Origin of the sequence: Paraburkholderia sp. J69-1 (assembly GCF_905220255.1) — a bacterium.
Classification (GTDB): domain Bacteria; phylum Pseudomonadota; class Gammaproteobacteria; order Burkholderiales; family Burkholderiaceae; genus Paraburkholderia.
In genome coordinates this window covers 66756-79479 of sequence record NZ_CAJMZG010000007.1, presented here as the reverse complement: position 1 = coordinate 79479, position 12724 = coordinate 66756, and the positions used below count along the sequence as shown (strand labels likewise).

Below are 12724 nucleotides of genomic sequence, written 5' to 3'. Positions count from 1 at the left end.
TTCCCGGGGCAAGGACGGAGAGCCAAATTCTCATTCAAAGGACGGTCTGCAATGGACGTTGAACAACGTAGCATAGAATTCATCCCACATAACGAGCGTTACGGGACCCCGAAACGCCTCTTCACCATCTGGTTCAGCGCGAACATGCAGGTGACGGCGCTGGTGGTCGGAACGCTTGGAATCGTCTCCGGATTGAGCCTTCTCTGGACGATCGTCGCGTTGATCATTGGCAACGTGATTGGGACCATTTTCATGGCTGCGCATTCTGCGCAGGGTCCTCATCTGGGCATCCCCCAGATGATCCAAAGCAGAGCTCAGTTCGGTGTATTTGGTGCAGCACTTCCGCTTGTGATTGTTACGCTCGCTTACGTACTCTTCGTCGCGGCTGACGGAGTCGTTATGCGGGAATCGATCAAGGCGATATATCCGATGTCGGATAATCAAGCCATCATCCTGTTCGGCGCAGTCACATTCGTCATTAGTTACATCGGCTACGAGTTGATTCACAAGCTCGGAGCATCGATGACGGTGCTTTCTTTCGTCGTCTTCTCGGCTACTGCTGTCCTCATTGTCGGATCGCCGCATCTGCCGATGCCTTCGTACAATGTGGCGCACCACGGATTTTCGGGCGGCGCGTTCAACCTCATCGTTGCTCAGGCCGCATCGTGGACGTTGGGCTTTGGTCCGTACGTCGCAGACTATTCGCGTTACCTGCCGGATAGCGTGCGCACACGTGACACGTTCTGGTACACGTATCTTGGAGGGCTGCTGGGATCCCTTTCTGTGATGGTCCTCGGCGCAGTTTTGGCGACCGTCACGGCGTCGGTTGTCAACGACCCCGGAACAGCGATCGCCGCGCTGTTCGGCGCCTGGTCGAAGCCTGTGCTTATGGTGGTCGTTTGCGGCGTGCTGGTCTTCAACGTGCTCAGTTTGTACAGCTCGTATATGTCGGCTGTCACGATTTTCAGTGGTTTTCGCAAAGTCTCTCGAATCCATAAGTCGACCAAGTTCGTCGTGCTCCTGCTTCTTTGTGCACTGGCGACGTGGATTGCAATCGCGACGCAGTATCACTTCAGCGACTACTTTGCGGATATCCTCAACGCGCAGATCTATGTGCTTGTACCTTGGAGTTCAATCAATCTGGTGGACTACTATCTGGTCCGCCGAGGCAGCTACTCGGTCACGGACATGTACGATGTAGATGGTCAGTATGGGGCTTTCAATCTGCAGACGATTATGATTTACTGCGTCGGTATCGCCAGTACGATCCCTTTCATGGACCTTTCGTTCTATCACAGCTACTTCGCTCGTCTGATTGGGGCGGATGTCAGCTGGATTCCGAGTCTCATCGTTCCCGGAATGCTGTACTACTTCTTTGCCAATGCGCAGCAGCAACGTTCGCCACTGTGGCAAATCGAGTAGCATGTTGAGGGAGATGCGAACGCTGTAAGGATGGGGGTTGGCTTTTGCCGGCCCCCATTTTTTGTTAGAGCATCGAAGATGACCCTACTGGAGACCGCTCCTCGCGAGCAGACCAACAGACGTAAAGCAAAATATGCGTTCAGGCAGGCAGCAAGTCGGAAGGTATCCGCTCTCGTCCCGCATCTCGACTATGCTGATTTGCGTCGGGATTCTGAGCATGCTCCTTTTCGTCAGTGAGCATTGGCGCGGGGAGGTCATCCAGTCCCACCAGGTCGCCGCGGCGAGGCTGCAGGCCGCGCTGGAAGCGAACGCAACCGAAGACGTAGTTTTTCGCATCATTGAAGAAGATGCGCTGCTAAGCCGGTGGCGCAATGACGAACCACCGGACGCGAATACGAAGGTTCTGCTCGCGCAAATCCATCATCAGGCAGGCGCACTTCAGGAAATCGCACCGAGACTGCTTGATGCAATACGGTCGGACCAGCGTCGCAAGGAAGGCATACTTCGAACGTTCGTGATTGCGGCCGCCCTGTCGATTGCGACCGGTCTGGGATACGTTCTGTTTTTGCTGCGTGACGGTCTGTCGCGAAGATTGGCAACGTACTTTGATGACGCCCGATTCGGAGGCGTCGCGGTAAACGAAGGTGCTGACGAGATTGAACGAGCCATAGCTTGCTCGTCGGCACTGGAGTCGCGCCTGCGTGCAAGAGACGAAGAATCGACGAGCATCAAGCATCTTGTTGAAGGTTACATTGCGTTTGCTGACCAATCTTTGGACTTGCTTCATCTGACGTGTGTTCAACTGGCCGAAGACACGCCTTCACGTGGGATGATTGCCGCATTGCTCCAGCGGCTCTCAGGGTTGCCGGGAACGCGTCGTGTGGCGCTGGTACTCTCAGAGGATTCGGCGGAGCTTCTGGGTGTCGATACCGTTAACTCGTTGAACGACGACCCACCGTACGTGACTCGCGGAAGCATCGGGCACGAACTCATGGCGCTCTCTGGACATCGCGTGCTAACCCCTGTCGTCAATGATGGCAGCCCGGTGTCTGTGCTGGCTGCGCCGATTCAAGTCCCTTCAGAGAAGTACGGCGTGTTGATATGTGAGGGGGGAGAGGGCGCGGGCTTCGAGCAGCGCCAACTCCACCTGTTGGAAACCGTTGCCAGCGTAGTCGCACATGCAATTGCCAATCTGGCCAGAGACATGAGAGAGCGGCGGATGGTCTTGCTTGAGGAGCGCAACGCAATCGCGCGTGAACTACATGATTCGCTGGCGCAATCGCTCTCGTACATGAAGATCCAGCTGGCGCGACTGCAAGCGGCACTGCCAGATGAGCAAGCTGATGACCAGGTCGGCGAAATTGCTCAGTCCATCCGAGAGGGGATTGATAGTGCGTATCGCCAGTTACGCGAGCTACTTGCTACGTTTCGCACAGCAATCAATGTGCAGGGACTGAGCTCCACGCTCGAAGAAATCGTCGATGAGCTTGGCGCGCGCAGCGACACCGAAATTTCGATAGATAACCGGATCCAAAACTTACGACTTAGCGTGAATGAAGAGCTGCACGTCGTGCAGATCATCAGGGAAGCACTCACGAACGTCGTGCGTCATGCACGTGCCAACGCCGCGATTGTTCGACTTTCGATGGAGCATGATCGCGTCGTAGTGGTCATTGAGGACGACGGCCAAGGGATGTCTCAAGGCGCAACAGATGTGCAGCGGTACGGGCTGACAATCATGAGGGAGCGGGCGCGATTGCTCGGTGGCACGCTCAACATAAGCTCCGCACAAACTGGGTCAAGTATCGAGCTGACGTTCAAGCCAGTGGCTCGGCGGCTGTAGCTTTTTAGCCAGCCTCGTATCAGGCATGGCCAGGGTAGACAGAATCATGGTGATGGTCTTTGTAACGCTGACTCTCTTGATAGCGGTGCTGCTCGGGGCGCTATCAGGGAGCGTAGCTGAATTCGACTCGACCGAGCATTTGAGGGCGATTGGGGTCGTTTTTTTTGTAATCCTGGGCGTGGTTTGGGCATGGTTCCAATGGCCGCTTGCACCGCGTGCTACGCGTGCGAGCCGGCGCGGCCCGAAACTGGCGGATGTGCGAGCCGCTGCAGACTCCAGCCCAGACGCGGCGCTAGTCATTCAAGATGATGAGGTCGCGTACGTGAATCTGCCGTACGCCCAGATGATGCTTTGGGGCGAGGAAGCCAAACGCTTGATAGGAAAATCCGTCAGCCAACTTGTGCATCCCCAGTCGCTCGTCGACCTTTCGAGCTTGCTCAGGCAGACGTCACCCGGTTCGGCAAACACGCGCTCCCTACGTTTGGCTTGCGGCGATGGCAGCTTTCAAATGCATCTCGTCGAGCGACGAGGCGGTGGAGACTCCACGGATCCTTTGCTGCTCCATGTTCATGGCGTTGGCGCCGAAGAGCCTCAAAGCAGGGCGGTCGATTCGAAGACGGCGAATGGTGGTGAGGATATCGCCCTCAAGCTCCCGATTGCACTCTTCCGACTTGACCGCGAGGGGGACATCCTCTTCGCCAATCAGGGCTGGCAGACACTGATCCGGTTAGTTGGGCCGTCCAGTGAAGGCAGGGCGTTTGCCTCCTTCATTCATCCAGAGCAGCGCGACGCTCTGTCAGCGAAGCTCGCGCTTTTGTTGGGAGGTCGTTCGAGCGAGTTCAGTGAGGAAATACGGCTCATACGGTCCGACGACTCGCTGGCTTATGTCGACTTGCGTTGCTATGGCGTTACCGATCGCGATGGAGTCGTGACCGGAGCGATAGGCGCTGCGATCGACATTTCTCACCGTTTGCGCAATGAAGAGACTCTTCGGCAGACGAAGCGCAGTATGCACACGCTGGTCGATAATCTGCCGGCGATGATTTATCGCGGTCAGAACAACCGCAGGTGGTCTTGGGAATTTTTGAGCGAAGGCTCATATGAGCTCACGGGCTACGAAGCCCGTGAGCTGCTTGGCGACGACGGCATGAGCTTCGTGCAGCTCATCCACGCCGACGACCGTGAGTTCGTCTGGAACGAGGTGCAGTCCAAGCTCATCGCTAATGAACCATACGCGTTGACCTACCGTCTTGTTGACCGAAGTGGCAAAACCAAGTGGGTTTGGGACCAGGGACGCGGCATCTACTCCGCTCGGGGAGAGGTCATCGCTCTCGAAGGGTTCATTATCGAAGTCACGCGGCGCCGTCTCGCAGAGGAGGCATCTCACCGACGCGCTTTGTATGAGCGGTCAACCGGCTTGGCCAATATGAGCGTCTTCCTTGACCGGATCGAGTACGGCACGGAAATGGCAAGGCGCCTGCATTTGCCTTGTGGCGTGTTCGTGGTCAGGTTGCGCAATTTGGGAATGATGCGCGAGCGGATAACCCAGGATTTCGCGGACCGGGTGCTTGTTTTGCTCGGCGTACGACTGCAGCCAACCATCTCTCATCTGAATACCGCGACCTTGCTTGACCAACAAGACTATGCACTCTTCATATCTGATTTCAGCGCTTCCGCGCTGAAGTGGTGCAAAGAAGGCGCTCAGATAGAACGCGTGGTCGGGCGAGATGAGGACGCTGCACTCGACATGTTGGCAGATGAGCTCAAGCACCTGATGGAGAGCTCTTTCAAGCTGGAGGGTGGTCAGTTTACGATTGAGGCCTCGGTAGGCTGGACGAAGGTACCCGAGGAACGTGTAGATGCGACCGCGCTACTTGACCGGGCACTAGAGGCGGCCGGCTGACACGTCGCGGCTTTGCAGTTGCGAGCAGACATAACCATAGTTAAAGGTATAGGCACTGGTATGGCCCACAGGGTTTTGCTAATCGATGACCACACGCTGTTCAGAAAGGGCGTTGCGCAGCTGATTCAGATGGATTCGGCATTCGAAGTCGTCGGCGCGGCCGCGTCCGGTCCAGAGGGCGTTGAGATTGCAATTCGCGAGCGCCCCGACATCGTGTTGATTGACCTCGATATGCCCGAGGTGTCTGGCATCGAAACGCTCGGGCTGTTGAGAGAGGCCGGCGTCGATGCCCGATTCGTCATGCTCACGGTGTCAGATAGCGAACGCGATGTTGCTGCCGCGTTGCGCGCTGGCGCCCATGGTTACCTGTTGAAGGATATGGAGCCTGAAGACCTCTGTGGCTCGTTGCTCAAGGCCCTGTCTGGTGCGGCCGTGTTGAGCGACGCTGTTGTCGGGAGCGTGGTTAATACGTTTTCTCGCGGAGAGTCCGCTGAGAGCGGCCCTGTACGAAACGCTGAATTGACGGCCAGAGAAGATGAGATATTGAGCCTGCTGGCTGACGGCTTGAACAACAAGGCGATTGCGAAGGCGCTCGGGATTTCCGATGGAACTGTCAAAGTTCACGTCAAGCACCTGCTGACCAAGCTGGGATTGCATAGCCGGCTAGAAGCCGCAAAGTGGAAGCACGACCAGATGCTGCAACGGAAGTAGAGCGCGACAAAGGCTTATTGCTGCTGGGTGGCAGACCGATTGATAGCAGATGCTTGCTTGATGTCCTGCGAGTAAGCCCTCCGGCATCGCAATTTGCGATGCCGCAGGGTCAAACCGAAAATCAGACTCGGACGCGCGACTTCGTCGGATCGTAGAAGATCGGCGCCGTTACACGGGCGTCAATGCGCTTCTGGTGCCCGTCAACCTTGCCAATTTCGACAGCAGTACCAGGTTCGGCATAGCGCACGTCGATGCGACACAGTGCGACGTTCTTTGCCAGAAGCGGCGAGCGCGTAGCGCTGGTGACGACGCCGATTTGTGCTCGCCCAACGTGCACACAATCTCCGTGATGCGCCGGCTCGTTGCCGTCCAGTTCGAGGCCGACCAGCTTCCACCGCGGATTGGCACTTCTCTCGAGCAATGCTTCGCGCCCGATGAAGTTGTCTTGCTTGGACTTGAGGGGAACCGTGAAGCCGATGCCTGCCTCGAAAGGATCGATTTCGTCCGTGAACTCTTGATGCGCGAACACCAGGCCAGCTTCAATGCGCAGGATATCGAGCGCTTCGAAGCCCAGCGGAGCGATGCCATGGCGCTGCCCGACTTCCCACACGCGGTCCCAGACACGCTTGGCGTCACGGGGATGACACCAGAGTTCGTAGCCGAGTTCGCCGGTGTAACCGGTACGCGTCACCATGAGCGGGCAGCCGTCATGCGCGTCGAGGCGACCGGTGGTCAGACGGAACCAGCCGAGGTCCTGCAACGCGGTTTGCGTGGGCGGCGTCCACACGATCTCGCGCAGGAGTTCGCGGCTTAGAGGGCCCTGCACGGCGATGTTGTGGATGTTGTCCGTTGCCGACTTGATCCAGACTTTCATGCCCATTGCCGCGGCTTGCTCGCGCAGCCATACACCAGCATAGTCTTCGCCGCACACCCAACGGAAGTTGTCTTGCCCGAGGCGTAGCAACGTGCCATCGTCGAGCATGCCACCGTGTGGATAGCACATTGCGGAGTAGACTACTTGGCCGACCGCGAGCTTACGTACGTCGCGCGTCAGGCAATAGTTCATCAGCGCTTCTGCGTCCGGCCCGAGAATTTCGAACTTGCGCAAGGCTGAAAGATCCATCACTGCCACGCGCTCGCGGCAGGCGTGGTATTCGTCGATCGCGCCGTAGTTGTCGAAACTTGTCGGCAGCCACCAGCCGCGGTAGTCGACGAAGCGCTTGGTCAGTGCAGACGTTCGCTCGTGAAAGCCGGTTTCGCGGGTGAGCACCGGGTCTGCATCCGGCGTGGTGCGTGTGGCCATAGACACGGAAATGCGCTCCTTGTTCGAGTAAGTCCGAATCTGAATGTCAGTCGGATTCCAGCCATTGGATGGGTCGATGTCGTCAGGACACGACGTGCTCACACAAACGAGGTCGGTGAGCGCGCGCATCAGTACATAGTCCCCAGGACGCGAAAACGGCTCGTCCATGGTCAACTGCTGATGTGCGTTAATCGACGTATTGAAGAAGAAGTTGATCGCCGGCCAGCCCGCGCGCGGCTTGACGCCGTAAGGCGCAAGCACGGCGCTGATGTTGTCGCTACAGTTCGCATGACCGAAATAGCCGTTGGACTCGTAGAAGCGTGCCGCGCAAGCGAGGGCAAATGAGTCGTGACGGCCAACGGTGTCGCGGACGACCTCGACCATTGGCTTCATGCGCCGGTCGAAGAACTTCGAGAAGAGCCCCGGTGCAGGATACGCGTTGCCATTCAGCGTGCGAGTCACCGCCTGGTCAAGGTCGTATTCGTCGCCGTGTTCGAGAGCGGCGATATCAAGAGCGACAAAGTCTGAGCATTGCCGACCCTCGATGTCGAGCACCTGAATATATTCGCCAGCACGCACGGTATAAACGTGCGCACGCCCTGGGTTGATTGCAAAGTCACTCAGCGGGTCAGCGAGCGGATCCGGTAGCCGCGGTACAGCCACGACACCGGGGTTAGCCCGTTCGATGACGAGGCGGAGCTCCGTTGCGGCATCCTGGCGGTCGACTGAAGGGAGATCGCCGGGTGCACCAACGATGACGAGCACCGAGTGTGCAGCCGTCAGACGAAGGGAATGGCCTGCTTGGGTGTCGCTTGCCCACAGCTTTGCAGCGTGTCTTGGCTCGATCGCAGTGACGCCACGTCGAGCAAGGCCAGCACGCACTTTACGGACATCGGGCGTCTCGGCCTTAATCTGCGTGCCGATGAATTCCGCGTTCGGGGTTGCGTGCAGTCCGAGCGCACCGAGTGCGGGGGCGCCGGTCGTTGCATCAAATGCGACGATTTCTGCGGCTTGCAGGCCCTCGACATCAGTTACGGTGAGCGTGTCGCCGGCGAAAAGCTCGACGACGGTGAAGCCTCCGCCGACAACTCGATGTCGCTCGACGCCAGCTTGCCGGGCGAAGAGTGCGGGCTCGCGCGGATGCGACGTAGATGGTTCTCTGATTAGCATACTGTGTCCTTTCGTAGAAGGCGGTTCGTGCTATTCGTCACGCTGCTTTTTCGATGGGTTCGATTGAGGCGTCGGCGAGATATGCCTCAAGAGAGTCGTCGAGCGCTTCGAGCCACGGAGTGTGATGTGCTGGCGACTGGTTGCCAGTCATCAGCGAACGGTAGGACTTGTTTCGGTAGCCCATGATGTCGTCGTGCTTGTCCTTCTTCCATTCGAGGAAGGTTTGGTTCACGCCGGCGATGTTGAAGCTCGGATAGTCCGTGGCGTCGATGAGGGTCTGGATATAGCCACCTTGGAACTCGAACATGTCCTGGTTCGTGACGAGCTTCTCCTCACGCGCGCGCCATTCGAGGTTCTCGGCCTTCATCTCGGCTTTCGACGGGAGAGCGATGCGGCCAAGGATGACGTCACGTGCGTACCAGGCCTGAGCGTCGAACATGTTGAACGAGTACCAGAGGTCCTGCATGCCGAGGTAGATGAAGCGGGGATTGTTTTCCCAGAACACGCCCTTATAAAGATCGAGCGGCCACAGGCGATTGGCGGTCACCAGGCGGAGGTCGTCCGGCAGGAACGGGAAGTGATGTTTATAGCCCGTGCAAAGAATGATTGCGTCGACCGACTTCGAGGTGCCGTCAGCGAAGTATGCGGTGTTGCCCGAGACACGTTCGAGCAGCGGCTTTTCTTCCCAGTTTTCCGGCCAGTGATAGCCCATCGGCTCGGTGCGGTAGCAGCTCGTGATGCTGCGTGCGCCGTACTTGTAGCACTGCGAGCCGATGTCCTCAGCAGAATAGCTGCTGCCGACAATCAGAATGTCTTTGTCTTTGAATTCGAGCGCGTCGCGGAAATCGTGCGCATGAAGGATGCGGCCGCCGAAACTTTCGAAGCCCGGGAACTGGGGCGCATGCGGCGCCGAGAAATGCCCGCTCGCACAAACGACATAGTCGAACGTCTCGGTACGAGCAACGTTGTTCGCGTAGTCGTAGCTCGTGAGCGAGAACGTTTGGCTGGCTTCGTCGAATTTCACGTCGCGGACGACGTTGCTGAAGCGGATGTACTTCCGTACGCCAGCTTTCTCAACGCGGCCTTTGATGTAGTCCCAGAGCACGGCACGCGGAGGATACGATGCAATGGGTTTGCCGAAGTGTTCTTCAAACGTGTAGTCTGCGAACTCAAGGCACTCCTTCGGGCCGTTCGACCACAGGTAGCGGTACATCGAGCCGTGTGCCGGCTCGCCGTTTTCGTCCGTGCCGGTTCGCCACGTGTAATTCCACATCCCGCCCCAGTCACTTTGCTTTTCGAAGCAAACGAGCTCCGGAATCTCTGCACCCTTTGCATGGGCTGATTGAAACGCACGAAGCTGTGCCAAACCTGCGGGACCTGCACCAATGATTGCAACACGCTGAGTCATGATTGGGTACCTTTTCTACAAGTGGAGATGTGCTTTAGAGGCTGCCGAGGTCTATGCCGAGACGCTTTGCGTCAAATTTCTGGCAGCGGTAACTGTGTTGCTCATCAAGAAGGCGATGGTCATGGGGCCGACACCGCCGGGAACTGGCGTAATTGCTTCCGCAACGCGGGAAATGTCGTCGTAGTTGGCGTCGCCGACCACGCGGGCCTTGCCACCTTCAACTACTCGATTGATGCCGACGTCAATCACGACCGCACCCGGCTTAATCCAGCTGGAGTCGATGAAGTGAGGCTTGCCAACGGCCGCAACGACGATGTCTGCCGTTCGGCAAATCGCGGCCGCGTCCTTACTGCGCGAATGAAGGATGGTTACTGAGCAGTTGGCGTTCAAAAGCAATGACGCCATCGGTCTGCCGACAATATTGGAGCGGCCGATAACGACAGCATGGAGTCCATCCAGCTTGCCGCGCGTCTTTTGAAGCAGATACAGGCATCCAGTCGGCGTGCAGGGTGCGAGCGACGATCGACCAAGGGTCAAGTTCCCGACGTTGTCGCGGTGAAACCCATCGACGTCTTTGCGGGGATCGATCGTATTGATCACTGCGTTTGCGTCGAGATGTTCCGGCAGTGGCATCTGTACGAGAATCCCGTGAACTTCCGAGTCGTTGTTGAGGCTGACAATCAGGCTCAACAGCTCGTCGCTAGATGTTGTTGCCTTCAGTCGATATTCGACTGACCTGATACCTACCTCGTGCGCACTGCGAACCTTATTGCGAACATAGATGTCGCTTGCCGGGTCGTCGCCGACCAACACGACGGCGAGACACGGCAGGACATCTTCCGCTCGTAGTCGAACGACGTCCTTATGGACTTCAACCAGGACGTCTTCCGCGAAGGCTCGACCATCGATTTTCAACGCCGTGCTCATCGGAAAATCACCGTACGGTGGTTGTTGATGAACACACGGTTCTCGGTGTGATAACGCACTGCGCGGGCCAACGCTACGGTTTCGGTCTCGCGGCCGACTGCAACAAGATCATCCGGCGTGAAACAGTGGTCAACTCGCTGAACTTCCTGCTCGATGATGGGGCCTTCGTCGAGGTCGGAAGTGACGTAGTGAGCCGTTGCACCAATGAGCTTTACACCGCGCTCAAACGCCTGATGGTAGGGCTTTGCTCCCTTGAAACCGGGCAGGAACGAGTGATGGATGTTGATGGCTCGCCCCGACAATTTCTCGCAAAGATTGTTCGAGAGAATTTGCATGTATCGGGCGAGTACGACGAGTTCCGTGCCCGTTTCATCGACGATTCGAAGCAGCTCTTCCTCTTGCTTCGCCTTTGTTTCTGCCGTGACGGGCAGATACACGAAACGGATTCCTTCGCGTTCCGCCATGGGGCGAAGGTCCAAATGGTTCGACACGATCGCGGTGATGTCGATGAGTAGCTCGCCCTTGTGGTAGCGGTAGAGAAGGTCTCTCAAGCAATGGTCGAACTTGCTGACCATCAAAAGTACCTTGGTCGGCTGTTTGGCGTCGACGAGCTTCCACTGCATCTGGAAGTCGTTTGCAACTGAGTTGAACTCGCGCCGAAGAAGCTCGACTTCGCCTTCGTGGCCATCGTTGAATCGGAACACCGTTCGCATGAAGAAAGTGCCGTTGGCTTCGTCATCGAACTGAGAAAGCTCGCTGATGTAACAGCCGGACTGAGCCAGAAACGACGAAACCGCGGATACGATGCCAGACACCGCAGGACAGCTAATCGTGAGGATAAAATGTTTGGCCACTTCTTCACTCCTTGAATACGGTTGCTATTGCTGCTGTTGCTCGGTGTGCGAAAACGAGACCGAGCGAGGCGAATTTGTGTCAACGCCGTAGTGAAATACGAGCGATTTGAAATTTTTAACTTTCGCTGGTGCGACCGAATTCTGTCGCGAGTATCGTTAAATCGTCCCTCCAGATATTTTTGGTGACCCCGTATCTTTTGTTGCTTTGTAATTAAGCGGGGTATTGGTTCAAAATGTTCGCGTCTTTAATTTTTGGTTTCTAAATAATTCCAATCGAAAAGCTTTGCGTGATGGTTCATATCGTTATTCGTCAATAATTGCGTCACAATCCACATGAGTTGGTACCTACAATGGGGTAGATTAGGTAGGTGCGGGCCGAAAGCCAGCTGTGATAGGGGTTGCAGCCTTCCCGTCATCCCTCTGACGCGGAGCTCCGTGATAACCCTACCTTCGTGGAGAGGTGATTGTTGCGATGCAATAGAGCACGACTATTTTGGGATATTTGCGCGGCGTAACTGCTGCTGTGGATTTATTAGGTATTAATATACGAAGATTGGGTTTCGAGGTTTTATTTTTATTTTATGAAAATGAATTGCGCACTTCGCAAGTGACGCGAATTTGAGAAATTCAGGCGATAGGTTGGATAGTAAGAGTGGTATCTATCGACCCAAAAAAATTCGGAGGCATCGCAAGGGGCGCGATGCCTCCGACAAAATTCCTGTTCCTCGACTGGATGAAGCCGAGGCTCAGCGTCCTGCACCTTCTCTCGCTCCTCGAGACTGCGCGCGGATACACAGTGTCTGGACTAGGCAAGCCTAGTGTTCGACCGATGCCCGGGAGTTGGCCTAAGTGCAGTATCAGGATATTGATTTCGGTCGTCGAAAACTATCGGATTTCGGCAAAGCGCCAGAACACTGGTTTTTAATCGCCTTGCCGGCCATTTTGCGTCTTTTGGCACCGACATCTATCCTCGCAGACCTGGCCGACAAAGTTATAGGCGATCTTGCCGGATTTCTTCTATCGGGTTTGTCATCGATTTGGTGAACTTGGGCACCTTGACCAGGCACTTCTTGAGCCCGACTGAGGTCGCTGCGCGGCTCATATCAATGGAACCCACAGCGTACGCGAAGGTTGTCTTCCGCTTAACGTTATTGATGAGGTCATTCCAGTGCGGCGTGCCAAG

9 protein-coding genes are annotated in these 12724 nt (G+C 56.5%); 5 read left to right on the top strand and 4 right to left on the bottom strand.

Features of this window, described 5'->3' with window-relative positions; translation table 11 throughout:
* Positions 1-51 precede the first annotated feature (51 nt).
* From U5A67_RS14355 to U5A67_RS14340, 4 genes are all read left to right on the top strand, one after another.
* Complete coding sequence (locus tag U5A67_RS14355; protein WP_321815152.1) at positions 52-1422, top strand: purine-cytosine permease family protein; 1371 nt, start codon at positions 52-54, stop codon at positions 1420-1422.
* A 217-nt stretch (positions 1423-1639) separates the two neighbouring features.
* Positions 1640-3265 carry a histidine kinase gene (locus tag U5A67_RS14350; protein WP_321815153.1) on the top strand — a complete coding sequence of 542 codons (1626 nt, stop codon included), beginning with the start codon at positions 1640-1642 and terminating at the stop codon, positions 3263-3265.
* 46 nt (positions 3266-3311) lie between these two features.
* Positions 3312-5168, top strand: a complete 1857-nt coding sequence (locus U5A67_RS14345) for a PAS domain-containing protein (RefSeq protein ID WP_321815154.1) — start codon at positions 3312-3314, stop codon at positions 5166-5168.
* Positions 5169-5228: 60 nt separating this feature from the next.
* Positions 5229-5879, top strand: a complete 651-nt coding sequence (locus U5A67_RS14340) for a response regulator (RefSeq protein ID WP_321815155.1) — start codon at positions 5229-5231, stop codon at positions 5877-5879.
* A gap of 121 nt (positions 5880-6000) precedes the next feature.
* On the opposite strand, the gene U5A67_RS14335 is transcribed toward U5A67_RS14340, so the two are convergent.
* The 4 genes from U5A67_RS14335 to purU are packed head-to-tail and all read right to left on the bottom strand — an operon-like array spanning position 6001 to position 11541.
* On the bottom strand, positions 6001-8352 hold the full coding sequence (locus U5A67_RS14335) for a DUF1989 domain-containing protein (RefSeq protein ID WP_285518436.1): 2352 nt from the start codon (positions 8350-8352) through the stop codon (positions 6001-6003).
* A gap of 37 nt (positions 8353-8389) precedes the next feature.
* Positions 8390-9760 (bottom strand): NAD(P)-binding domain-containing protein, encoded by a 1371-nt coding sequence (locus U5A67_RS14330; RefSeq protein WP_046196147.1) that lies wholly within the window; start codon positions 9758-9760, stop codon positions 8390-8392.
* 51 nt (positions 9761-9811) lie between these two features.
* Entirely contained in the window at positions 9812-10687 is an 876-nt protein-coding gene (gene folD, locus U5A67_RS14325) for a bifunctional methylenetetrahydrofolate dehydrogenase/methenyltetrahydrofolate cyclohydrolase FolD (RefSeq protein WP_321815156.1), read from the bottom strand.
* Positions 10684-11541, bottom strand: a complete 858-nt coding sequence (gene purU / locus U5A67_RS14320; protein ID WP_321815157.1) for a formyltetrahydrofolate deformylase — start codon at positions 11539-11541, stop codon at positions 10684-10686. Before purU ends, folD begins: the two co-directional genes overlap by 4 nt.
* A gap of 849 nt (positions 11542-12390) precedes the next feature.
* Here purU and U5A67_RS14315 point away from each other — a divergent pair.
* Positions 12391-12585 carry a hypothetical protein gene (locus U5A67_RS14315; protein WP_321815158.1) on the top strand — a complete coding sequence of 65 codons (195 nt, stop codon included), beginning with the start codon at positions 12391-12393 and terminating at the stop codon, positions 12583-12585.
* The last annotated feature ends 139 nt before the right edge of the window (positions 12586-12724 follow it).